This window comes from Nonomuraea zeae (genome assembly GCF_005889725.1).
Lineage (GTDB): Bacteria > Actinomycetota > Actinomycetes > Streptosporangiales > Streptosporangiaceae > Nonomuraea > Nonomuraea zeae.
On record NZ_VCKX01000092.1, the window covers coordinates 1 to 22,072 of the forward strand.

Consider the following 22,072-nt stretch of genomic DNA (forward strand, 5'->3'; position numbering starts at 1 on the left):
CGGTGAGGAAGCGACGGCGCAGGGCGGGGCGGGGCCGGGCTGGGCGCGGCCAGGCAGCGCCGGGCGACGGCTACCTGCCGGCCGGGCCATCGGCCACGAGGTCGAGAGTCTCCGTGAGCGAGGAGATCCAGGGCCCCGGCCAGTCGTCCTCCCTGCTGTGGACGTCGTTGTCCCACCAGTCGCCGGCCCGCAGCATGACGGCCCGCATGCCGCACGCGGAGGCGCCGGTGAGCTCCCGGCCACCACCGTCGCCGATGTACAGGCACTCCTGCGGGGTCACGCCCAGCCGCTGGGCGATCAGGTGGAACAGCTCGGGGTCCGGCTTTCTCCTGCCGGTCTCGCACGACAGCACCACCGCGTCGACCAGGCGGGAGAGCGGCAGGGACGGCCAGGTCTCGGCCAGCTCGACCGTGCAGTCGCTGAGCACGCCCAGCCGCAGCTCGGCGGCGCGCAGCGCTCGGCCAGGGCGCGGAAGGTGGCCCGCAGGTCGCCCAGGCTCCCGGTGGCCCGCTCGGGGAAGGAGGCGTCCAGGGCCGCGCGCCAGGTCCGCACGGGGATGCCCAGCACTGCCGCGCTGCGCCGGGCGTGTTCGTCCCACACGTGCGAGGGCGTGCTCGGCGTGAGCGTACCGAAGAAATCGAAGATCACCGCGGCGAAGGCCATTTCAAGATCATAGGCAGCAGCGGATCACCGGCCGCGAGCCCGGGCGCGCGGTCAGGGGCCGGTCAGCTCAAGGAGAGCAGCGCGGGGAGGTCCGCGACGCCCCGCAGGAGGTGGGTGTGGCGGACGGCGCCGAGGACGGCGGCGTCCTGGCTGCCCGTGAGGACGCCGGCCACGATGCGCGCGCCCGCGTTCGTGCCGGCCTCCAGGTCGCGGACGGTGTCGCCGGCGGTGAGGACGCGGCCGACGTCGCGGACGCCGGTCGCCTCCATCGCGTGGAAGATCATGTAGGGCGCGGGCCGGCCCGCCGCCACGTCGTCCACGCACACCACCGCGTCCAGGAAGCCGCGGTCCCAGCCGACCGCCGCCAGCAGCGCCGTGGTCACCTCGCGGTCGAACCCGGTGGTGAGCGCCACCTGGACGCCTGCCGCGCGGAGCGTGGCGATCGTCTCGGGAACGCCGGGCAGGGGCGCCGGCGGCCGGGCCGCGTAGGCCGCGCTCAGCCGGGCCCGAAAGTCGGCGAAGGCGGTTTCGACCATGTCCGGGGCCGGCGGGCCGCCGGCCGGCTCCGCCAGCAGCGCGGTGATGGCCTCCCGCTTGCCGGCGCCCATCCAGCGCTGGATGCCGGTGGTCGAGGGATCGCCGCCCGCGGCCCGTACGGCCTCCTCCAGCGCGAGGTAGACGGCGCCGTGCTCCTCCACGGTGGTGCCGGCGATGTCCAGGACCGCCAGTTCGATCACGGGGTTTCTCCTTGGGGAATCCGGGCGGGGACGAGGCCGCCGGAGCTCGGGGTGCGTACCAGCGCCGGGTGGGCCTGCTGGGAGTTGTCGACGGTGAACGAGACGAGGTCGGGCCGGTAGCGGTCGTCGGAGAACTCGACGGGCTCGCCCCCGGCGGAAGAGGTGTGCCGGCGCTCCCGGAGCAGGGGTGCGCCGCGGGCGACGCCCAGGAGCTCGGCGTCGGTCTCGTCGGCGCCGGCCGCGTCGATGACGTGTCGGGCCCGGCGCAGGTCCACGCCGCACCGGGTCAAGTAGGCGAAGACCGACCCGGAGTCGCAGTCGAAGTCGAACAGCAACCGTCCGACGGGCCAGACGAACGTGGTGCGTTCGACCATGACGGGCACCTCGTCCAGCAGCCGCAGCCGCAGCATCTGCACGACGGGCTCGCCCTCCTCCAGCCCCAGCGCGTCGCACGCCTGTGGGCTCGCCGGGCGGCGGGCGATCTCCAGCGTGCGCTGGCCGGGCGTGCGGCCCATCAGCTCGACCCAGCGCGAGAAGGACAGGAAGGTCTCGAACGGCTGGGGCAGGCTCTGGCTGCGCACCACGGGCGGTTTGCCGCGCCCGCCGCCGATGAGGCCCTCGGCGCGCAGCGTGGTCAGCGCCTGGCGGATGGGGCCCCGCGAGATGCCCCACTGCTCGCACAGGTGCGCCTCCGAGGGGATGGCGGAGCCCACCGGCAGCTCACCCGAGCTGATGCGGCGGCGCAGGTCCGCCGCGACGCGTTCGTGGAGAGGTGCGTCCATGTTACTTGACCATACAGGTCGAACGACATCTCGCGAAAGTCGCCAGATCTCGCCGATTGCCCGCTCTAAGTGCGGATTTAAGACATCGAAGCGAACGCCAGATGACATATCCGGTTCGAGTTTGACGTCACCCGGCCAGGCAGGGCAGCGTACTTATCATGACAAGTGCTCTGCCGTGGGACACACCTCTCGACGCGGCCGATCTCGTGATCGTCGGCGCGGGCATCGTGGGGCTGGCCCACGCCGTGCACGCGGTGTCCCGCGGGCTGTCCGTGGTGGTGGTCGAGCGGGACGAGCGCGCCGTCGGCGCTTCGGTGCGCAACTTCGGGCACGGCTGCTTCACCGCCCAGGACGGCCCGGCCCTGCGGTACGCGATGGCGGCGAGGACCGCCTGGCTGCGCCTGGCCGCGGAGGCGGGGCTCTGGCTGGAGGAGGGCGGCACCGTCGTGGTCGCCCGCGCCGAGGACGAGTACGCGGTTCTGGAGGAGTTCGCCGCCGCCCGCGACGGCCAGGCCGTCCTGCTCGACACCCGCCAGGTGGCCGAACGGGCGCCGGTGGGCGATGGCGTGGTCGGCGGCGCCTGGCTGCCGCTGGACGTACGCGTCGATCCGCGCCAGGCCGTCCACGCCATCGCCGCCTGGCTGGCCGGCAAGGGCGTGCGCTTCCACTGGGGTACCTCCGCGCACCTCGTCGAGCCCGGCCTGGTGACCACCAGCAGGGGCCGGATCCGGGCCGGGCACGTGATCATGGCCGTCGGCCATGACGTCGACCGGCACTTCCCCGGCCTGGCCGAGCGCGCCGGGCTGCGCCGCTGCGTCCTGCGCATGCTGCGCGTGGCCGACCCGCACGGGCGCCGCGTCGCCCCCGCGGTACTGTCCGGCTTCTCGCTGCTGCGCTACGGCGGCTTCGAGTCCTGCCCGGCGCGGTCCGCCCTGCGGGCCCGCCTGGAGCGCGAGCACCCGGCGCTGACCCGCATCGGCCTGAACCTCATGTTCACCCAGCGCCCGGACGGCGACCTCACCATCGGCGACACGCACGCCTACGCCGTCACGCCGGAGCCGTTCGACGCCGACGAGCTCGACCGGAGCGTCCTGGCCGAGACCGCCCGCCTGCTGGGGGCCGGCCGGTTGACGGTGCGCGAGCGCTGGCGCGGCGTCTACGCCTCGGCACCGGACCCGTTCCTGGTCGCCGACCCGATGCCGGGCGTGCGGGTGGTGTCGGTCACCTCCGGCATCGGCATGACCACCGCCCTGGGCCTGGCCCCCGAGATCCTCGACGACCTGCCGGCCCAAGGGGCCTGACGGGGACTCACCGAGCTACGGGCACGCCTCGTGAAGGAGGTTGACCGCGGTGCCGGCGATGCGACAGGGTCCTCAGCGTCCGCTCCCAGGTCGGGAGCGGACGTGCTGGCGTCAGCCCTTGGGGGGATTGGGGTCGTTGCCCGGGGCGACGGTCCGCTGGTCGCGGACCTGGCCGTCGGTGCCGTGAATGCGCAGCTCGCCGCCGCCGTCCCGGCGCAGCAGCTCGCTCGCACGTTGCACCGCGTCGGCCTGCGTGTCGGCGGTGAAGAGCGCGCGCTCGGAGCCGGGCTTGGTCACCGCCCAGCTGCCGTTGGGGCGCTGGACGACGTCTCTGGAGTTGGCCTGGCCAGCCATTGACCCATCCTTTCCTAAATTGGCGGAAAGCATGGCGGCTACCCCTTGATGAGCGATCCAGTCGCGTCCGGTGCCCGGCCGCACCTCCGCTCCGGGCGCGGAGGAGCCCTGCGGATCAGCCCCCGCCAGGCCGTTCGCCCGGTGCGGCGGGTGTGGCCCGCAGGCCGGCGAGAGCCAGCGCCAGGACTCGCTCGCGCTGGGCGTCATCGACGTACTCGACGGTGCTGATGCCCGAGATCATGCGCAGGATGTCGTCGATCGACGGCTCCGGCCGCGCGACGCCGGCTCGCTGCGCACTGTCGAGCAGCGGGCCCCCGGCGTCGCGCATCGCCTTGCGGCAGGCCTGGAAGCTGTCGGTGGCGCGGTTGAGCGCGTCGGCGAAGGCGAGCTTGGCGCCGATGTATTCGACGAAGCGGCGCAGCCAGGCGGCGAGCGCTTCCCACGGTTCCAGCCCGTCGAGCTCGGCGGCCGTGCGGCACAGCGCCTCGACCTCCTCGCGATGGACCTCCTCGACGAGGTCCTCGCGGGTGGGGAAGTTCCGGTAGAGCGTGGCGATGCTCACCTCGGCGCGCCGGGCGATGTCCTCGAGCGAGGCCTGCGCCCCGTGCTCGGCGAACGTGCCCCGGGCCGCCTCGATCAGGGCGTCGAAGTTCCGGCGGGCGTCCGCGCGCTTCGGGCGCCGCGATGGGAGAGCCGGCTCCATGTCACCTTCCACATTTGACAACCGTAGGATCCCTACGCTTAAAGTGTAGGGGCACTATCAGTTCTAATTCTACGCAGGCAGGAGAGGGAGTGGAGAAGATGTCCAGCGAGACCATCGCCCTGGTCACGGGCGCCAACAAGGGTCTCGGCCTGGCCACGGCCCGTCAGCTGGCCGAGCGCGGCCTCACCGTGCTCCTCGGCAGCAGGGACGCCGAGCGCGGCGCCCGGGCGGCCGGCTAGCTAGCCGGGTCCGGGCTCGCGGTGCGGCCGGTGCGGATCGATGTCACGGACGACGCCTCGGTCGCGAGCGCCGCGGAGCTCGTCGGCCGCGAATACGGCCGCCTCGACGTGCTGGTGAACAACGCCGGGATGCTCAACCGCAAGCACGCGACCGAGGTCTCGGCCGATGACCTGCGCCTGGAGTTCGAGACCAACGTGTTCGGGCTGATCCGGGTCGTGCACGCCATGCTGCCGCTGCTGCGGAAGTCCCCGGCGGCCCGGATCGTCAACGTCTCCAGCGATTCCGCCATGTTCGCCAAGGCCACCGAGGAGGGCTCGATGTTCGCCCGCTCGCACGATTCGTTCGCCTACTCGGCGACGAAGAGCGCGGTGAACATGCTGACCGTCAAGTACGCCAACGCCTTCCTCGACGATCCGGAGCTGGCCCACGTGAAGATCAACGCCGTGACGCCCGGGTACGTCGCGACCGACCTGAACGGCTTCAAGGGCGAGCGCACCACGGACGAGGGCGCGCGCGCCGCGGTGTACTGGGCGACCGTGGGCGACGACGGCGAGACGGGCGGATTCTTCGACGACAGCGGCCGCCTGCCCTGGTGACCCGGCCCACCCGCCGCCGCCTCAGGCCGCGCGCCCGGCCCCTCGCCGCCTCAGGCCGAGCGCCCGGCCCCTCGTCGCGGCAGGCCGCGCACCCGGCCCCTCGTCGGCTCAGGCCCCGGGGCCCGTCGGCGGCCCGCCGGGCAGCACCGCCACCGCCTCGACCTCCACCAGCTGGTCCTCGTACCCGAGCACGGTCACGCCGAGCAGGGTGCTGGGCACGTCGTGACCAGCCATGTGCTCGCGGTAGACCTTCCACGCCTCCACGAGGTCGGCCTGCCTCGACGAGGCGACGTAGACGGTGGTCTTGACGACGTCGGTCAGCGAGGCGCCCGCCCCGCGCAGGGCCGTGGCGAGGTTGCGCATCACCTGGTGGGCCTGCTGCCCGTAGTCCCCCACCGCGACCGTCTTGCCGTCGTCGTCGAGCGGGCAGGCTCCCGCGACCCAGACGCAACGCAGCGGCGTGTCCGCGACCGACGCGTACGCGTACTCGACCGTCTGCGCGAGCCCGACGTCCCGGATCAGCCTGACACCTGTAGTCATCAACCCTCCTGAACCATGAATGATCCGGCCACGATATCCCCCGAGGTCCTGGCGACGTCCACGGAATTAACGGCGGAGCCCCGGCCCGTGACCCGGAGATCGACGGCGTAGCACTGGAAGCGGTCCCGCAGCCTGACGACGACCGGGCGGCCGATCACCGAGTTGATGAAGCGGACCAGGTGCATCGCCTGCTCGTAACCCCACCAGCACTCTCCCGGCCCGGCGACCGCCGCCGCAACCCGGTGTCCTCCGGCGCCGTCATCGCCGCCTGGCTGTCGGCGACCAGTGGAGCGTCGGCGACTGGGACGGCATGCGCGCCGCCGCCCCGGCCGAGCTCCCCGCGTGGATGCTCGCCCTGGTGCCCGACACCGACGAGCCGCCGCAGAACCTCAAGGACTACGACCCCGGGTGGGCGCGCGCCTTCTGTTCCGCCTGCTCTTGAAGAGCTTTCGACCGGCGTCTAGCGTCGCTGGCAGGCCGCCGGTGATCTCGCCCGTGGCCGGGGCCGGTCCCGTTGCTTGGAGGCGCCGCATGACGACCCCCCTCGGCACCCGCGTACACGAACTCGCCGGGCTGCGGCCGCACGCGCCCGCCGTCTCGTGCGGGACCAGGTCGATGAGCTGGGCCGAGCTCGACCGCTCCACGAACGTCCTGGCCAGGGAGATGGCGGCGCGGGGCGTGCGGCAGGGCTCGTTCGTCACCGTCGCGCTGCCCAACGGCGTCGACTTCGTCCGCGCCTGCGTGGCCGTCTGGAAGCTGGGCGCGGTGCCGCAACCCGTCTCGTGGCGGCTGCCGCGGGCGGAGCTCGCGGAGATCGTCCGGCTCGCGGAGTCCCCGCTCGTGCTCGGCGGCGGAGCGGTGCCGATCGAGGAGCTGGACCTGGCCGACCACCCCGACGGGCCGCTGCCGCAGGCGGTGTCGCCGTCGTGGAAGGCGCCCACCTCGGGCGGCAGCACGGGACGGCCCAAGCTGATCGTGTCGGGGACGCCGGGCGTGGTGGACGGGTGGGCGTCGCGGTTCTGGCGGTGCGGCGGCGGCGACGTGCTGCTGATGCCGGGGCCGCTCTATCACAACGGCCCCTTCACCTCGGCGTTCGCGGGCTTCTTCGAAGGCGCGCACCTGGTGGTGATGGAGCGCTTCGACCCGCTGGGCACGCTTGAGGAGGTGGAGCGGTGGCGGGCGTCCTGGCTCTACCTGGTGCCGACCATGATGAACCGCATCTGGCGCCACCCCGACCGGCTCAAGCCGGACGTGTCGTCCCTGCGCACGGTCTGGCACCTGGCCGCCCCGTGCCCGGCGTGGCTGAAGGAGGCGTGGATCGGCTGGCTGGGCGGCGAGCGCATCTGGGAGCTGTACGGCGGCACCGAGGGCATCGCCACCACCGTCATCAACGGCCTGGAGTGGATGGAGCACCGCGGCTCGGTGGGACGCCCCGTGCACGGGGAGATCGCCGTGTTCGGCCCGGAAGGGGACCGGCTGCCGCCGGGCCCGATCGGCGAGGTCTACTTGCGCCGCGCCGCGGGCACCCCGCCCACCTACCGCTACATCGGGGCCGAGGCGCGCGCCCTCGACGGGTGGGAGTCGCTCGGCGACATGGGCCGTCTGGACGCCGACGGCTACCTCTACCTGGCCGACCGGCGGCCCGACATGATCCTGGTGGCGGGCTCGAACGTCTACCCGGCCGAGGTGGAGGCCGCCCTGGAGGAGCATCCCGGCGTGCTGTCCTGCGTGGTGATCGGCCTGCCGGACGACGACCTCGGCCAGCGCGTGCACGCCATCGTCGAGGGCGCGGCCACCGAGGCGGAGCTGCGCGCGTACCTGGAGGAGCGGCTGGTCCGCTACAAGACGCCGCGCACCTACGAGTTCGTGGACCATCCGTTGCGGGACGACGCGGGCAAGGTCCGCCGTTCCCAGCTCATCGCGGAGCGGACCCGCTCGTGAGCGCGGCGGCGCGGCCCTCGCCCGGCGTGGCCTCTCAGACCTCCTCGCAGCCGCAGCTGCGCCGCCTGATCAGGGCCGCGCGCGCCGGGGGCGCCGGGGTCGCGCGGTCGAAGAGCAGGTCCACGGCCTGCTGCGCCATCGCCCTGAGGGGCTGCCCGGTGACGGTCAGCGCGGGGGCGGTGTGGGCGCTGTCGGGGGTGCCGTCCAGGCCGATGACGGCGATCCGGCCGGGGACGGGCAGGCCGGCGGCGCAGGCCCCGGACAGGACCCCGATGGCCTGCTCGTCCGTGGCCGCGATCAGCGCGCGCGGCACGGCGTCCGCGGCGGCCAGGCGGCGGATCAGGGCGTCCGCCGCGGCGCGGGAGTAGTCGGAGCGCAGGAGGACGGCCTCGCTCCCCGCGGCCTCCTGCCAGACCTGCCGCCGCCGGCCCACGGGTCCGGTGTCCTGCGGCCCGGCCAGGAAGGCGACGTCGTGGTGACCGTGCGCCCGCAGGTGGGCCAGCGCCTCCTCCACCGCCTGCCCATTGTCCGCGGTGACCAGGGGCGTCTCCCCCGAGGTGGGACCGTTGTGCAGGTAGACGGCGGGCACCCGGGCCGCCTGGGCCCGCGCGGCCACGTCGTCGCCCGCGTCGGCGGAGGCGATCACCAGCCCGTCGACCTGGGCGGCGAGGAAGCGTTCGACGAGATGCCGCTCGCGCTCGGCGCTGTAGCCCGCGTTCCCGATGAGCATGAGCCGCTCGTGCCCGGCGAGCGCCTGCTCGACGTGTCTGGCCAGCGCCCCGAAGTAGGGGTTGAGCGCGTCCGCCAGCACCAGGCCCACGACGCCGGTGGTGCGTGAGCGCAGCGCCCGGGCGATGCGGTTGGGGCGGTAGCCGAGCTCGGCCGCCGCGGCCAGCACCCGCTCGCGGGTCGCGGCGGCCACCCGGCGGGGGCCGTCGTTGATGACGTAGCTGACCACCGCCGTCGAGGTGCCCGCGCGGCGGGCCACGTCGGCCAGGGTGATCGGCTTGCCTGCAGGGTTGCTCATGACGGTTTACATTCTCGCATCTAATCGATTAGATAGAGCACTCACCGATCTAATCGATTAGATGAGGTACGCGTGCCGGCACTCCCCCTGCTCATCGACACCGACACCGGCTCCGACGACGCCGTGGCGCTGCTGCTGGCGGTCGCCGGCGACGCGGGCGACGTCCGGGCCGTCACCACCGTGGCGGGCAACGTGCCCCTGGCCACGGCCACCCGCAACGCGCTGATCACGCTGGAGCTGGCCGGGGGCGCCGCCATCCCCGTACACCCCGGCTGCGACCGGCCGCTGATCCGCCCGCCGTCCACCGCGCAGCACGTGCACGGCCAGGACGGGATGGGCGACGTGGGCCTGCCCGGCCCGGCGCGGGGCCCGGCGGACGGCCACGCGGTGGACGTCCTGCTGGCGCTCTCCCGCCGCCACCCCGGCGAGCTGACGCTCGTCACCCTGGGCCCGCTCACCAACGTCGCCGCAGCGTTGTTCCGCGACCGGGAGCTGCTGACCCGCTTCCGCCACGTCTACTGCATGGCGGGCGCGGCGGACCTGTGCGGCAACGTCTCGCCCACCGCCGAGTTCAACGTGTGGGCCGACCCCGAGGCCGCCCGCGCGGTCCTGCGAGCGGCCACGGCCGACCGGGTGACCTGGATCGGCTGGGACGTCTCGCGCAGGGACGCCGTCATGACCCCCGGCGACCAGCGCCGGCTGGAGGGGCTCGGCACGCCGATGGCCGTCTTCGCCCACCGGATCAACCGGGCGGTCGCCGACTGGGCCCGCGACGTCACCGGCCTGGCCGGCTACGACCTGCCCGACCCCGTGGCCATGGCGGTGGCCCTGTGGCCCGAGCTGGTCGTCGAACGCGAGCCCGCGCACGTGGACGTGGCTCTCGGCGACGAGACCCGCGGGCAGCTCGTCATCGACCGCCGTCGTGCCGCGCCCCCGCCCAACGTGACGCTGGTGCGCCGGGTCGACGAGCCGGGCTTCAAGCGCCTGCTCTTCGACGTCTGCGCCCGTACCCCGACTGCCACCGCGAAAGGACTCTCATGACCGCCGACCTCCCCGGCCGCCACGACCTGCACTGCCACCTCGACGGCTCCGTCCGCCCGGGCACGGTCGCGGACCTGGCCCGGGAGCAGGGCATCGCGGTGAACGGCCCCCTGGCGGAGCTGGTCACCGCGCCCCCCGACTGCGGCAGCCTGACCCGCTACCTCACCTACATCGACCTGCCGTTGCAGGTCCTGCAGACCCCCGACGCCCTGCGCCGCGCGGCGCGCGAGCTGGTGGAGGACTGGAGCGCCGACGGCGTCGTCCACGGCGCGGCCCGGTTCGCGCCGCAGCTGCACGGACGGCAGGGCATGACGATGGACGAGGCGGTCTCGGCGGTCGCCGCGGGACTGGCCGATGGCCGGGCGTCCACGGGGGTGCGCACCGGGCTGCTGCTGTGCTGCCTGCGCCACCAGACCCCGGAGGAGAGCCTCGCCGTCGCCGAGACGGCGGTACGCCGCCGCGACGTGGTCAGCGGGCTCGACCTGGCCGGCGACGAGCGGCTGTTCCCCGGCACCCCGCACCGTCCAGCGTTCGACCTAGCGCACCAGGCCGGGCTGCCGTGCACCGTGCACGCGGGCGAGGCCGCGGGGGCGGCCGGCGTGTGGGAGGCGATCGAGGTGCTCGGCGCCCGCCGGATCGGGCACGGGGTGCGGTGCACCGAGGACGACGCGCTGCTCGAACGCCTGCGCCGGGACCGGATCACCCTGGAGATGTGCCCGATCAGCAACGTGCAGACAGGCGCGGTGTCCGGCCTGGCCGCCCATCCCGCCACCCGGCTGCTGGCGGCCGGGCTCGCCGTCACCATCGGGACGGACGCGCGCACCACGTCCGCGACGTCGCTGGAGCGGGAGTACGCCGCCCTGCGCGAGACGGCCGGCTGGACCGCCGAGCAGGAGAGCCTGACCCAGCGGCACGCCGCCGCCGGCGCGTTCTAGCACCTCGCCGTGCCGTGTTGCCCGCGCCGCGGTGTCAGCGGCGGGCGGGGGCGGCGGGCACGAAGTCGTCGTGGCCGAGCACGCGCAGCAGGCTCAGGTGGTCGATCGCGGAGGTCCCCGGCGCGGGGGTGAAGATGACGAGCCGCTGGTCCTCGGCCGGGCTGAGCAGGACTTCGCAGTTCAGGTCGATCGGGCCGACGGCGGGATGGGAGACCCGCATCCGGCTGGAGCGCCGGACCGCGACCTCGTGCAGGTCCCACAGCTCGCCGAACTCCGCGCTGGTGTCCCGGAGCCGGCTGACCAGGCGGGCGGAGGGCTCGTCGCCGCCGCGCCGGGCGTAGGAGGCGCGCAGGTCGGCGACATGGCCCCGGCTGAGCGCCTCCCGCTCCTCCGGCTGGTACACCTGGCGCATCGCGGGGTCGGTGAACCACCGCCAGATGAAGTTGCGGTCCTGTACGCGGACCGAGCAGGTGCAGCCCAGCAGCGCCTCCGCCATCTGGTTGCGGGCGAGCAAGTCACCGATGTCGTTGGTGATGTGCGCCGGAGTCTCGGTGAGCCTGTCGAGGAGATAGAGCAGGCCGGGGCTGACGTGGTCGTGGGCCAGCGGACCGGCCGGCGGGCGGTGGCCGGCCAGCAGATAGAGGTGGTCGCGCTCGTCGTCGGTCAGCCGGAACGCGCGGGCCAGCGCGGCCAGGATCTGCGCCGAGGGTTGCGGGCTGCGGGCCTGTTCGAGGCGCATGTAGTAGTCGGCCGACATGCCGGCCAGCTGGGAGACCTCCTCGCGGCGCAGGCCGGGCGTGCGACGGCGTGGCCCGGCCGCCAGCCCCACTTCCTGTGGGCGCAGCCGTTGCCGGGAACGGCGCAGGAAATCTGCGAGCTGGTCACGGTCCATGTTCATACGTCCATGATTGCCCAGGTCCGGGACTGCTCGCGGGGCCCAGCCTAGGACGGTTGATCCTAGGGAGAGCCATCCGATTTCGCCTTTCGCCGGCTGTTGGCAGCGTGATCCGTACACCGGGAACTCGGTGCGGAGAAGGGACCAGGGAGGTCGGGATGACGGCTCGGACGATGAGAGCGGTGCGGTTCGACGCGTACGGCGGGATCGAGGTGCTGCGGGTCGCGGAGGTGGAGCGGCCGGCACCCGGCCCTGGGCAGGTGCTGGTGAAGGTGGTGGCCGCCGCGATCAACCCGGGCGAGGCGGCGATCCGCCTGGGGGTGCTGCACGACAGGTGGCCGGCCACCTTCCCCTCCGGGCAGGGCAGCGACCTGGCCGGCGTGGTGATCGCGACCGGCGACGGGGTCGAGGGGTTCGCGGCGGGCGATGAGGTGTTCGGGTTCACCCACAACCGCGCGAGCCACGCCGAGTACGTCGTGGTGGAGGCGGCCGCCCTGGTGCGCCGGCCGCCGGAGGTGCCGTGGGAGCAGGCGGCCTCGCTGCACGTCGCGGGCACGACGGCGTACGCGGAGGTACGGGCGGTCGGCCTGCGCCCCGGCGACACGGTGGTCATCGCCGGGGCCGCCGGCGGGGTCGGGACGATCGCGACCCAGCTCGCCGTGGCCGCCGGCGCCACCGTCATCGGGCTGGCCAGCGAGCCGAACCACCGGTGGCTGCGCGAGCACGGGGCCGTGCCCGTCGCCTACGGCGCGGGCGTCGCCGAGCGGATCAAGGCCGCGGCCGGCCACGTCGACGCCTTCATCGACAATTTCGGCGGCGGCTACGTGGAGCTCGCGCTCGAACTCGGCGTGCGGCCCGACCGGATCAACACCGTCATCGACTTCGCCGCCGTCGAGCGGCACGGGGTGAAGTTCGACGGCAACGCTGAAGGGGCCACCACAGAGGTGCTGGCCGAGCTGGCCGGCCTCGTCGGCGCCGGACGCCTGGAGATCCCGATCGCCGCCGCCTATCCCCTGGACCGGGTCCAGGACGCCTTCCGCGAGCTGGAGCAGCGCCACACCCGCGGCAAGATCGTCCTCAGGCCCTGAGCGGCTGGGGGCCGATCAGCGCGAAGGCGCGAGCAGGGCCTCCACGACGTCGCGCAGGGGGCCGATCAGCTCGTCGGAGGTCGCGTCGCGCAGGGGCTGCAGGCCGACGGCTGAGCGTACGACGGCCACGCCGACCCCCAGCGCGACCACCAGCTCCGCTCTCAGCAGGCGTTCGTCACCGGCCTGCGCAGACCCGGGACCCGAGGCTTCCAGCACTTGCCTGCTGAAGTCCCGCAGCGCCTGCCTGCGCAGGCCGTCCACCCGCTCGTCGCCGGAGACGCGCAGGAGCATGAGCGCCGGGTGCTCGCCGAATTCGGGCCACGCGTCGGCCGACAGCTGGCGGCTGAGGGCTTCGGCGAGGGTAGCGAGGTCGCGGGGGAACGCGGCCTCGCCCCCCGGCAGCCGGGGCGTGGCGGCCAGCGCGGCCTTGAACAGGCCCTCTTTCGAGCCGAAATACCGCTTGATGAGCGCGAGGTTGACCCCGGCGTCCGCGGCGACGTCCCGGAGCGTGGTGCGGTCGTACCCGAGGCGGGTGAAGCGGCCGTGCGCGGCCCGCAGGAGCGCCTGGCGGGTCGCCGCCGCGTCCCGTCGCCGCCGGCCCCCGGCCGGCGGGGCGTCGGGATCCGGCTCGGCGGCGGCGTCAGAAGACGTCTCTCTCGTCGCCACCGGTGGCCTCCCCCGTCAGCGCGACTGCGGTCCTGCCGCCGCAGTATAGCCCGGCGCCGAACGAAGTAATCACTCGTTGACATAGGTCGCGGGGCATCGCTACATTCCTCGAATGTAATCAGCTGTTGACTTGCCCTCGATCGGAAGGATGGCGATGACCGACTCGGCTCTCCTCGTCATGGATGTCCAGCGCGTCGTCGTCGAGCGCTATCCGGATCCCGGCTACCTGCCGCGCCTGCGCAAGGCCGTCGAGGCCGCCCGCGCGGGCGGCGTTCCCGTGATCTACGTGGTCGTCGGGTTCCGCCCCGGGTATCCGGAGATCAGTGCCCGCAACAAGATGTTCGGCCCGCTCGCCGGCGCCCCCGCGGACGCGGGCAGCGGCGAGGCCACCCGGATCCATCCGGACGTGGCCCCAGAGCCCGGCGACGTCGTCGTCACCAAGCGCCGCGTGAGCGCCTTCGCCGGGAGCGATCTCGATGTGGTGCTGCGGGCCGGGGGCATCGACCACCTCGTCCTGACCGGCATCGCCACGAGCGGCGTCGTGCTGTCCACCCTGCGGCAGGCGGCCGACCTGGACTTCGGCCTCACCGTCCTGGCCGACGCGTGTCTCGACGCCGATCCGGAGGTGCACCGGGTGCTCGTCGAGAAGGTCTTCCCGCAGCAGGCGGAGGTCACGACCGTGGACGACTGGGCCGCGGCTCGCTGACGCGCACCCGCACGGCCGGGGCGGTCGCCCGTCGCCCGTCCCTTACCGCAGCCATCGGACCGCGGCCCCGGATGGCGAGCCCGTTCTCCGGCGACCGTCAGTTGAGGCTGCCCCGCGTCAGCAGGGCGTCCAGGCGTTCCACGGTGGGGCGGGACTCGACGTGCAGTTTCGGGACGTCCAGGCCCTCGTCCGCCAGCACGGCCAGCAGGCCCATGCGGCCCACCGCGTAGACGATGACGTAGCCGCCGCGGCAGCGGATCACGACCTCGCGCAGGTCGCCCATGCCCACCTCCGCCCCGGTCCGCTTGCCGAGGCCGAGGGTGGCGGCGGCCAGAGCCGAGACGACCTCCGGTTGCGCCGCGTCCGTGTCGGCGACCTACGTGGCCGAGCTCGGCGGCCCGGACGCCTGGAAATGGGCCCTGGCCACGAGCGCCGTGCCGTCGCTGATCGTCCTGATCATGCGGACCGGCTCGCCGGAGTCGCCGCGCTGGCTGATCAGCAAGGGCCGGGCCGCCGAGGCGCGGCAGATCGTGGACCGGTGGCTCGGCCCGGAAGTGGCCCTGCCGGAGGCCACGGAGGCCACGGGTGCGTCGGCCGGCGACTGGCGGCGGCTGTTCGCCCCGGACATGTGGCGCAGGACGGCCGTCGCCGGCCTGTTCTGGATGGCCCTGGCGATCCCGAACTTCTCGCTGTTCGTCTTCCTGCCCGACGTGCTGGCCGCCCTGAACGTGCGGGACGAGTTCCTCGGAACGGTCCTGCCGTGCGCGTTCGCCCTGGTCGGCTCGGTCATCGGCATCTTCCTGCTGCCCCGCTTGGGGCGGCGCGCCGCGCTGATGGGCTTCATGGCGGTGCTCGCCGCGATCAGCCTGTGGATCGGGCTGGTGCCCAGCGCGGCATGGGTGACGGTGGCGCTGTTCGTGCTGTTCGGGATGCTGCTCGCGCTGGTCGGCAACCTCGAGTTCATCTACCCGAGCGAGCTGTTCCCGACCGAGCTGCGCGCCTCGGGGCTCGGCGTCGCCTCGGCCGTGAGCCGCATCGGCGCCGCCGCGGGCACGTTCCTGCTCCCGATCGGGCTGGAGTCCGTGGGCGCCGGCGGCGTCATGGTGGCCACCGCCGTGGTCCTGGCGCTCGGCATCGCGGTGACCGCCGCCTGGGCGCCCGAGACGAACGGCCTGGCGCTGGACGACGCCCCCGTACCCGTCGAACACTGAAGACAAGGAAGTAAGACCCCGTGCGGGAGAACTACGACCCCCTCAGCTTCTGGCCGCGACTCGGCTACGCCCCGGCGGCGGAGCCGTACTCTACGCCCGGCCTGAGCACCGTGACCGTCTATTGCAGAGGCGACGCCGCCGAGCTGGAGCGGCTGCTGCGGCCGACCCCGTTCACCCTCGCCGACGACCGTTTCGCGGTCAGCGTCGCCGACTTCTCCACCGCGTCGAACGGCGGCTTCATGGACTGCGGCGTCATCGTCCCCGTCAGGTACGGAGACCTGACCGGCGGCTTCTACCTGGCCGAGTACGAGAACCACTCGTGGAGCGTGGCCGCGGGCCGCGAGCTGTGGGGCTATCCGAAGCGGCACGCCGCCATGACCGTCGACCGCCGCGAGGACGCGATCTCGTGCGGCGTGACGTCCGGCGAGCGCACCCTGGTCCGGATCGACTGGCGGCCGTCCGGCGACGACGGCCCGCCGCCGTGTCGCGACGTGGCCCTCTACCCCCACCTGCTGGTACGGGCGGTGCCCCAGGTGGACGGGCCCGGCTTCGCGCTGTTCGACATCCTGCGCCGGGACACCTCGCCCGACTTCGTCCCCCGCTCCGAACCCCGCGGGGTGGCCTCGCTCGCGCTCGGGGAGGGCCTGGTGAACGACGGTGAGCGCCTCACGGTCGCCGAGGTGCTCGGGGCGGTCCACTCGGTCGGCGACTTCCACTCCACCGAACGCAACGGCATCCCCACCGTCGTGGCCAGCCTGGCCTGACGGCGGATGTCACCCGCCGGCCCGATGTCGCGCGCCCCGGCCGCGGGGCGCTGTGGCCGGTGCGGCTAGCCGGGCCGGGGGCCTTCTTCCTGCTCGAACGTCGCCAGATAGGCCCGCATGACGACCTTGGCCTGCGCGAGGACGTCGGGCCGGTCCGGGCCGGGGCCCAGCGCCGCCTGCACCAGGAAGTTGCCGACCATGGTCGTCACCGCGTAGGCCACGTCGGGAGCCTGCAGCCGGCCGTGGGAGGAGGCGACCAGCAGCTCCTGCGAGACGGCCGTCAGATAGTCCTGGAGCTGCGACTGCGCCTTGAGCACCTGCTCGCTCATGTGGGTGCGGTTCCACAGCTCGCGCACCACCGGGTCGCGGTGGAACTGCTCGAAGGCGTCCACCACGGCGTCGTTGGCCTCCTCCCAGGAGGCGAAGCCACGGGCGCGGACCGCGTCGATGAGCGCGTAGGCCCGGTCCATGTAGCGGAACGTCAGCTCCTCCAGCACCGCCTGCACGCTGGTGAAGTAGGTGTAGAACGAGCCGGAGTTGACGCCCGAGCGCTCGATCAGCGTCACGGGCGAGCTCACGCAGCCGTCGTAGCCGATCTCCTTGACCAGCGCCTCGGCGGCGGCGAGGATCCGGTCGACCTTGTCCCTGCTGCGCGCCTGGATCGGCATGCGCCGCAGCGCGCTGGCCGACGCTCGGGAACCCACCCGGCCTCCTGTCCCTGCCTCCCGCTGTGACCTCCCAGTTTCCCACAGGATCCCGCCACGCCCGGCGGTCCCGCGGCCGAGGCGGCGCGGCGGGGCGTCCGGCGGCGGGTCACTCCTCGGGCCGGGCCTCGCCCGCGTCCCCCTGAACGTGCTGCTGGATCTGCTGGAGGAGCGCCGAGGAGCCCTTCAGGGTGCTCATGAGGTGTCCGATCGACATGAGCGCGAGCCCCTGCCCGGGGTCGCCGAGGACGAGGAGCTTGTCGCCGGGCACGATCCCGAGGTCACGGCGGGCCGCCGCGGGAATGACGATCTGCCCGCGCTCGCTCACCGTCACCGCGCCGTAGAAACCCTTGCCTCCGGGGCCGTAGGAGACCTTGCCGTCATCCGCCATGTGCCGAAGCCTCCACGTATTAGTCAGAGATACATAACTTATCCTGTATTACATACGTGAGCGGCGGCCGGTGGCCTAGCGTTCGTCCGCGGGATAGTCGGCCGAGCGGCTCATGCCGGCCCACTTCTCGGTCTCGGCGGCGCGGATCTCCCCGGCCTTCTGGGCCAGCGCGACGGCGTCACCGCCCAGGACGAGCCGCCTCGGCGGGTCGCCGGCGCCGACCACCTCGATGATGATCTGGGCGGCGCGGGCCGGGTCGCCGGGCTGGGTGCCGTCGTTCTCCCGCCGGTAGCGGTTGATGGCGCCCACCGTCTCCTCGTAGTCGGGGCCGACGGGGTGGATCTCCATTGAGGAGCCCTGCCAGTCGGTCCGGAACGCGCCCGGCTCGACGATGACGACCTTCACGCCGAACGGCGCGACCTCGCTGGCGAGCACCTCGGAGAAGCCCTCGACCGCGAACTTCGCGCTCTGGTACGCCCCCATCCCCGGCGTGCCGCCCACGCGCCCGCCGATGGAGGAGAACTGCACGAAGACCCCCGAGCGCTGCCCGCGCAGGACGGGCAGCGCGGCCCTGGTCACGTTCACCACCCCGAAGAGATTGGTCTCGATCTGGGCGCGGAAGTCGTCCTCCGCCATCTCCTCGATCGGCGCGCTGTTGGCGTAGCCGGCGTTGTTGACCACCACGTCGAGGCGGCCGAAGGCGTCGGTGGCCGCTCGCACTGCGCGGGAGGCCGCGGCGGCGTCGGTGACGTCCAGCGCGACGGCCCGGATCCGCTCGCCGTGGCGGGCCACCAGGTCGTCCAGCTGCTCGGGGCGGCGCGCGGTGGCGACGACCTGGTCACCCGCCTCCAGGACGGCCTCGGTGAGCTGCCGCCCGAAACCACGCGACGCCCCGGTGATCAACCATGTCCTGCTCATCATCCTGCCCTCTCATTTACTAACTGTCTCATCAATGTAGCACTTGATGGGCAAGACTTCACTTCAGTGTGCCGGTAACCAGCTCAGTCAGAAGTGGTCCACGTCCACGACGGCCTGGGCGAAGGCCGCGGGCGCCTCCTGCGGCAGGTTGTGGCCGATGCCCTTCAGGGTGCGGTGCTCGTAGGCGCCGGTGAACAGATCCCGGTACGACGAGCCGTTTCCCGGCGCGGTGAACGGGTCGCGCTCGGCGTCGAGGGCGATGGTGGGCACCTTGATGACCGGCCGCGCGGCGAGCCGCTTCTCGATGCCGTCGTAACGGCGCTCGCCGTCGGCCAGGCTCAGCCGCCAGCGGTAGTTGTGGATCACGATGGCGACGTAGTCGGGGTTGTCGAAGGCCGCGGCCGTGCGCTCGAACGTGGCGTCGTCGAAGTCCCACGTCGGGGAGACGGTGTCCCAGACGAGCCTGGCCAGCTCGTTCCGCTTGAGCTTGTCCTCCATGGCCAGCCGGCCGCGCTCCGTGGCGAAGTAGTACTGGTACCACCAGGCGTATTCGGCCTTCGGCGGCAGCGGCTTGAGGTTGGCCTCGAGGTTGGTGATGAGATAGCCGCTCACCGACACCAGGGCCTTGCACCGCTGCGGCCACAGCGCGGCGATGATGTCGGCGGTCCGCGAGCCCCAGTCGAAGCCGGCCAGCACGGCTTTGCCGATCTTGAGTGCGTCCATCAGGGCGACGATGTCCAGGGCGATCGCCGACTGCTGGGCGTTGCGGACCGTACGGGCGGACAGGAAGCGCGTGGTGCCGTGACCGCGCAGGTAGGGGACGATCACGCGGTAGCCCTCGGCCGCCAGCCGGGGGGCGACGTCGACGAAGCTGTGAATGTCGTACGGCCAGCCGTGCAGGCAGATGACCACGGGCCCCTGCGCCGGGCCCGCTTCGGCGTAACCGACGTTCAGCAGGCCGGCGTTGACCTGCTTCAGGGTGGGGAAGGACGTGTGCGCGCCGGGGCTCGGCGTCGGCACTGCCTCGGCACCGTTCCGCGCGGCGGTGGACGCGGGTTCCTGGAAGCCCGCGAGCGACGCGACGGCCGCGCCGGTCGCCAGGCCCAGGGTCTTGCCGAAAGTACGCCTGTTCATCATGTGAAGTCCCCCATCTGCTCCGATACACCTACCTGCGAGCCGGGCTCTCACTCTTTGCCGGCGGAAGAATCCCAGCGAGCGGGCCGTAAACGCCTCAGCAATGTAGCACTTAGGTTGACAGTCTCCATCTCATCGTGCTGATAGCTTCTCCATCTGCTACATGAGCAGGTAGCTTGGCCCGGTGAGAGCAGACGCGACACGCAATCTGGAGCTGGTCTTGAGCGCGGGCGCCCGCATGCTCGCCGACGACCCCTCGGCGAGCATCGCCGCCATCGCCGCCGCGGCCGGAGTGGACCGCCGTACGGTCTACCGGCGCTTCGCCAACCGCGAAGAGCTGCTGGCCGCCGTCTACCGCGCCCGCTACGACGCGGTCGAGCAGGCCATCGACGCCGCCAGGCTGCGCGAGGCCCCGGTCGCGGTCGCGCTGCACCGTTACGTCGAGGGGATCATCGCGGTCAACCGCAAATGGCCGGTGGAGACGAGCCGCATGCTCGCCGAGAAGTCGATCAGCGATCGCCGGCGACGCCTGATCGACGAGGTCGACCTCTTCCTGCGGCGCGCCACCGGCGAGGGCCTGCTGCGCTCCGACCTGCCGCCCGGCTGGGTGGGGACGCTGCTGCCGCCGCTGCTGCTGCATGCCGCGGAGGAGCTGTCCGAGCTGAGCGCCGCACAGGCCGCCGACGTGGTGGTCGACACGTTGCTGCGCGGCGTCGGCACCCCATTGGCGCGGCCGTCCTAGACGTCGGCGTCGTCGTCGCCACGGTAGAGGGCCATCAGTAGCGGCCTGGTCTGGGCGGCCATCTCGGCGGGGGTGCACGGGCATCCGTGCAGCAGCCAGTCGGTGGCCACGCCGATGAGCGCGCCCGCGGTGAACGCGGCGGGCACGTCGTGCGGGATGCGCGCCGTGTCGTCGGTCAGCGACGCCCCCGCGGCGGTCCTGCGCGCGCCGGCGTAACCGGCCGCGGTGGCGCGGCGGCGCACGTGGTCGATGACGCGGGCGCTGCCTTGGGGCCCGAGCACGCTGCGGTAGAGGCCGGCGTGCTCGGCGAGGTGGGCGAAGAAGGTCAGCAGGGTGTCGGCGCTCGTGTCGCCCCTGCCGGGATCGGGGATGGCCTCGACCAGGTCGTCGATCATCGTGGTGCACGCCGCCTCGGCCAGCTCGTGCACGTCGCGGTAGTGGTCGTAGAACGTGGAGCGGCTCACCCCGGCGCGCTCCGCGACGTCGGCGACGGTGATCCGGGGCAGGTCGTGGTCCTGGACGAGGTCGATCAGCGTGCGTTGTAGTGCCGCCTGCGTGCGGCGCACCCGAGGGTCGCGCAAAGCACTGTTTTCGTCTCTGGTGAGGGCCACGCCTCAGTGTATCGATCCCTACATCTGTAGGTTAGTTTACAGATGTAGGGATGTTGGGATGGCAAGCCGAATGGGGACGACCATGACCACTGCTGACTCCACTGAGACGCTCCAGATTGCCCGCACCTGCCCGTATGCTCCGCCCGAGCAGCACCTTCGGCTCCTGCGCGAGCAGCCGGTCACCGAGGTGACGCTGCCCGGCGGGTCGAACGCCTGGGTGGCCACCCGTTACCAGGACATCCGCAAGGTTCTGAGCGATCCGCGCTTCAGCGCCGACCGCCGCCACCCCAACGCCCCCAAGCTGAACGGCGAGATGGGCGGGGGCGAGTCGCCGTTGCCGAAGATGATGCTGGAGATGGACCCGCCCGAGCACGGTCCCGCGCGCCGCGCCGTGATCGGCGAGTTCACCGTACGGCGCATGGCGGCGCTGCGGCCGCGCATCCAGCAGATCGTGGACGAGCACCTCGACGCCATGCTGGCCGGCCCGCGCCCGGTGGACCTGGTGCAGGCGCTGGCCTTGCCGGTGCCCTCGCTGGTCATCTGCGAGCTGCTCGGAGTGCCGTACGACGAGCACGACTTCTTCCAGACGCACTCCGCGCAGCTGCTCAACCACACCATCACGCCGCAGGAACGGCAGCACGCGGCCCTCGAGCTGGCCATCTACCTGGACAAGCTGATCAAGGCCAAGGAGGAGAACCCGACCGACGACCTGCTCGGCCGCCAGGTGCGCAAGCAGCGCGAGAGCGGCGAGGTGGACCACGGAGGGCTGCTCAGCCTGGCGTTCCTGCTGCTGATCGCCGGGCACGAGACGACGGCGAACATGATCTCGCTGGGCACGTACATGCTGCTGCAGCACCCCGACGCGCTCGACGCCCTGCGTGCGGACCCGGACAAGACGGCGGGCGCGGTCGAGGAGCTGCTGCGGCACTTCACCATCGCCGAGTTCGCCATCATGCGGGTGGCCCTTGAGGACGTGGAGTTCGGCGACACGGTCATTCCCGCGGGCGCGGGCGTGCTCACGCTGGCCAACGCCGGTAACCGGGATCCGGAGGTGTTCGAGGAGGCCGACAGGTTCGACATCGAGCGCGACGCCCGCAGCCACCTGGCCTTCGGCTACGGGCCGCACCAGTGCCTCGGCCAGAGCCTGGCCCGCGTGGAGCTGGAGATCGTCTTCAGCACGCTGTTCCGGCGCATCCCCGGGCTGCGGCTGGCCGTTCCCGCCGAGCAGCTGTCGTTCAAGGACGACGCCGCCGTCTACGGAATGCACGAGCTGCCTGTCACGTGGTGACGACGGCACCCTCCTGATCGCGGCAGAACCCCGGGTCTGATGATCCGGGGTTCTTTCATTCTCCGGCGGTAATAGGCATTGTCCGCTACAGACT

At 72.7% G+C, this 22,072-nt stretch carries 27 protein-coding genes and 1 pseudogene; 12 read left to right on the forward strand and 16 right to left on the reverse strand.

The genetic code is table 11. From position 1 onward, the window contains the following. Positions 1-70 precede the first annotated feature (70 nt). The 3 genes from ETD85_RS27465 to ETD85_RS27475 form a co-directional block, all read right to left on the reverse strand. Positions 71-598 (reverse strand): HAD family hydrolase, encoded by a 528-nt coding sequence (locus ETD85_RS27465; protein WP_138692667.1) that lies wholly within the window; start codon positions 596-598, stop codon positions 71-73. 127 nt (positions 599-725) lie between these two features. Then, positions 726-1,400, reverse strand: coding sequence for a phosphonatase-like hydrolase (locus ETD85_RS27470; protein WP_138692668.1), 675 nt, complete (start codon positions 1,398-1,400; stop codon positions 726-728). After that, a complete protein-coding gene (locus ETD85_RS27475) occupies positions 1,397-2,182 on the reverse strand; it encodes a GntR family transcriptional regulator (RefSeq protein WP_138692669.1) in 786 nt (261 codons plus the stop codon). The genes ETD85_RS27470 and ETD85_RS27475 overlap by 4 nt, the downstream gene beginning before the upstream one ends. A 158-nt stretch (positions 2,183-2,340) precedes the next feature. Here ETD85_RS27475 and ETD85_RS27480 point away from each other — a divergent pair, with 158 nt between their 5' ends. Beyond that, a complete protein-coding gene (locus ETD85_RS27480; protein ID WP_138692670.1) occupies positions 2,341-3,483 on the forward strand; it encodes a TIGR03364 family FAD-dependent oxidoreductase in 1,143 nt (380 codons plus the stop codon). 111 nt (positions 3,484-3,594) lie between these two features. On the opposite strand, the gene ETD85_RS27485 is transcribed toward ETD85_RS27480, so the two are convergent. Both ETD85_RS27485 and ETD85_RS27490 read right to left on the reverse strand, forming a co-directional pair. Next, entirely contained in the window at positions 3,595-3,837 is a 243-nt protein-coding gene (locus tag ETD85_RS27485; RefSeq protein ID WP_206058626.1) for a DUF2188 domain-containing protein, read from the reverse strand. Positions 3,838-3,952: 115 nt separating this feature from the next. Continuing rightward, a complete protein-coding gene (locus tag ETD85_RS27490; RefSeq protein ID WP_138692672.1) occupies positions 3,953-4,540 on the reverse strand; it encodes a TetR/AcrR family transcriptional regulator in 588 nt (195 codons plus the stop codon). A gap of 98 nt (positions 4,541-4,638) precedes the next feature. Here ETD85_RS27490 and ETD85_RS27495 point away from each other — a divergent pair. Then, positions 4,639-5,376, forward strand: a pseudogene (locus tag ETD85_RS27495) (SDR family NAD(P)-dependent oxidoreductase). Between the two features lie 108 nt (positions 5,377-5,484). Here the strand turns inward: ETD85_RS27495 and ETD85_RS27500 are convergent. Together ETD85_RS27500 and ETD85_RS27505 are read right to left on the reverse strand one after the other, a co-directional pair. Next, entirely contained in the window at positions 5,485-5,916 is a 432-nt protein-coding gene (locus ETD85_RS27500; RefSeq protein WP_138692673.1) for a RidA family protein, read from the reverse strand. Further along, a complete protein-coding gene (locus ETD85_RS27505) occupies positions 5,916-6,101 on the reverse strand; it encodes a hypothetical protein (RefSeq protein WP_138692674.1) in 186 nt (61 codons plus the stop codon). Before ETD85_RS27505 ends, ETD85_RS27500 begins: the two co-directional genes overlap by 1 nt. 125 nt (positions 6,102-6,226) lie before the next feature. Here ETD85_RS27505 and ETD85_RS66925 point away from each other — a divergent pair, with 125 nt between their 5' ends. Next, on the forward strand, positions 6,227-6,358 hold the full coding sequence (locus tag ETD85_RS66925; protein WP_276617286.1) for a hypothetical protein: 132 nt from the start codon (positions 6,227-6,229) through the stop codon (positions 6,356-6,358). A gap of 89 nt (positions 6,359-6,447) precedes the next feature. Next, the gene (locus ETD85_RS27510) at positions 6,448-7,857 is read left to right on the forward strand and encodes an AMP-binding protein (protein WP_138692675.1); all 1,410 of its coding nucleotides are present in this window, start codon (positions 6,448-6,450) and stop codon (positions 7,855-7,857) included. A 34-nt stretch (positions 7,858-7,891) separates the two neighbouring features. Here ETD85_RS27510 and ETD85_RS27515 read toward each other — a convergent pair whose 3' ends face one another. Continuing rightward, positions 7,892-8,884 (reverse strand): LacI family DNA-binding transcriptional regulator, encoded by a 993-nt coding sequence (locus tag ETD85_RS27515; RefSeq protein WP_138692676.1) that lies wholly within the window; start codon positions 8,882-8,884, stop codon positions 7,892-7,894. A 72-nt stretch (positions 8,885-8,956) separates the two neighbouring features. On the opposite strand from ETD85_RS27515, the gene ETD85_RS27520 reads away from it, so the two are divergent. Further along, positions 8,957-9,925 carry a nucleoside hydrolase gene (locus ETD85_RS27520; RefSeq protein ID WP_138692677.1) on the forward strand — a complete coding sequence of 323 codons (969 nt, stop codon included), beginning with the start codon at positions 8,957-8,959 and terminating at the stop codon, positions 9,923-9,925. Then, positions 9,922-10,860, forward strand: a complete 939-nt coding sequence (gene add / locus ETD85_RS27525) for an adenosine deaminase (protein ID WP_138692678.1) — start codon at positions 9,922-9,924, stop codon at positions 10,858-10,860. Before ETD85_RS27520 ends, add begins: the two co-directional genes overlap by 4 nt. Positions 10,861-10,894: 34 nt before the next feature. Here the strand turns inward: add and ETD85_RS27530 are convergent, their stop codons facing one another. After that, positions 10,895-11,758 carry a helix-turn-helix transcriptional regulator gene (locus tag ETD85_RS27530; protein ID WP_138692679.1) on the reverse strand — a complete coding sequence of 288 codons (864 nt, stop codon included), beginning with the start codon at positions 11,756-11,758 and terminating at the stop codon, positions 10,895-10,897. 155 nt (positions 11,759-11,913) lie between these two features. Here ETD85_RS27530 and ETD85_RS27535 point away from each other — a divergent pair, with 155 nt between their 5' ends. Further along, positions 11,914-12,843, forward strand: a complete 930-nt coding sequence (locus tag ETD85_RS27535) for an NADP-dependent oxidoreductase (RefSeq protein WP_240779458.1) — start codon at positions 11,914-11,916, stop codon at positions 12,841-12,843. A gap of 15 nt (positions 12,844-12,858) precedes the next feature. Here ETD85_RS27535 and ETD85_RS27540 read toward each other — a convergent pair whose 3' ends face one another. Then, positions 12,859-13,509 (reverse strand): TetR/AcrR family transcriptional regulator, encoded by a 651-nt coding sequence (locus ETD85_RS27540; protein WP_138692680.1) that lies wholly within the window; start codon positions 13,507-13,509, stop codon positions 12,859-12,861. Between the two features lie 154 nt (positions 13,510-13,663). Here ETD85_RS27540 and ETD85_RS27545 point away from each other — a divergent pair, with 154 nt between their 5' ends. Further along, positions 13,664-14,215, forward strand: coding sequence for a cysteine hydrolase family protein (locus ETD85_RS27545; RefSeq protein WP_138692681.1), 552 nt, complete (start codon positions 13,664-13,666; stop codon positions 14,213-14,215). A 97-nt stretch (positions 14,216-14,312) separates the two neighbouring features. On the opposite strand, the gene ETD85_RS27550 is transcribed toward ETD85_RS27545, so the two are convergent. Further along, complete coding sequence (locus tag ETD85_RS27550) at positions 14,313-14,549, reverse strand: roadblock/LC7 domain-containing protein (RefSeq protein ID WP_138692682.1); 237 nt, start codon at positions 14,547-14,549, stop codon at positions 14,313-14,315. Between ETD85_RS27550 and ETD85_RS27555 the strand changes: the two genes are divergently transcribed. Together ETD85_RS27555 and ETD85_RS27560 are read left to right on the forward strand one after the other, a co-directional pair. Continuing rightward, positions 14,497-15,426 carry an MFS transporter gene (locus tag ETD85_RS27555; RefSeq protein ID WP_138692683.1) on the forward strand — a complete coding sequence of 310 codons (930 nt, stop codon included), beginning with the start codon at positions 14,497-14,499 and terminating at the stop codon, positions 15,424-15,426. The two genes, ETD85_RS27550 and ETD85_RS27555, sit on opposite strands and share 53 nt — an antisense overlap. A gap of 20 nt (positions 15,427-15,446) precedes the next feature. Then, the gene (locus tag ETD85_RS27560; RefSeq protein WP_138692684.1) at positions 15,447-16,190 is read left to right on the forward strand and encodes an acetoacetate decarboxylase family protein; all 744 of its coding nucleotides are present in this window, start codon (positions 15,447-15,449) and stop codon (positions 16,188-16,190) included. Positions 16,191-16,255: 65 nt separating this feature from the next. Here the strand turns inward: ETD85_RS27560 and ETD85_RS27565 are convergent, their stop codons facing one another. The 4 genes from ETD85_RS27565 to ETD85_RS27580 form a co-directional block, all read right to left on the reverse strand. Then, positions 16,256-16,894, reverse strand: a complete 639-nt coding sequence (locus tag ETD85_RS27565) for a TetR/AcrR family transcriptional regulator (protein ID WP_138692685.1) — start codon at positions 16,892-16,894, stop codon at positions 16,256-16,258. 109 nt (positions 16,895-17,003) lie between these two features. Next, positions 17,004-17,285 (reverse strand): AbrB/MazE/SpoVT family DNA-binding domain-containing protein, encoded by a 282-nt coding sequence (locus tag ETD85_RS27570; RefSeq protein ID WP_138692686.1) that lies wholly within the window; start codon positions 17,283-17,285, stop codon positions 17,004-17,006. Positions 17,286-17,360: 75 nt separating this feature from the next. Next, positions 17,361-18,206, reverse strand: a complete 846-nt coding sequence (locus ETD85_RS27575; protein ID WP_206058628.1) for an oxidoreductase — start codon at positions 18,204-18,206, stop codon at positions 17,361-17,363. 84 nt (positions 18,207-18,290) lie between these two features. Beyond that, positions 18,291-19,340 carry an alpha/beta fold hydrolase gene (locus ETD85_RS27580; RefSeq protein ID WP_138692687.1) on the reverse strand — a complete coding sequence of 350 codons (1,050 nt, stop codon included), beginning with the start codon at positions 19,338-19,340 and terminating at the stop codon, positions 18,291-18,293. 181 nt (positions 19,341-19,521) lie between these two features. Between ETD85_RS27580 and ETD85_RS27585 the strand changes: the two genes are divergently transcribed. After that, positions 19,522-20,079, forward strand: coding sequence for a TetR/AcrR family transcriptional regulator (locus ETD85_RS27585; RefSeq protein WP_138692688.1), 558 nt, complete (start codon positions 19,522-19,524; stop codon positions 20,077-20,079). On the opposite strand, the gene ETD85_RS27590 is transcribed toward ETD85_RS27585, so the two are convergent. Next, positions 20,076-20,660, reverse strand: coding sequence for a TetR/AcrR family transcriptional regulator (locus tag ETD85_RS27590; protein ID WP_240779459.1), 585 nt, complete (start codon positions 20,658-20,660; stop codon positions 20,076-20,078). The two genes, ETD85_RS27585 and ETD85_RS27590, sit on opposite strands and share 4 nt — an antisense overlap. A 112-nt stretch (positions 20,661-20,772) precedes the next feature. On the opposite strand from ETD85_RS27590, the gene ETD85_RS27595 reads away from it, so the two are divergent. Next, positions 20,773-21,978, forward strand: a complete 1,206-nt coding sequence (locus ETD85_RS27595) for a cytochrome P450 (RefSeq protein ID WP_138692690.1) — start codon at positions 20,773-20,775, stop codon at positions 21,976-21,978. The last annotated feature ends 94 nt before the right edge of the window (positions 21,979-22,072 follow it).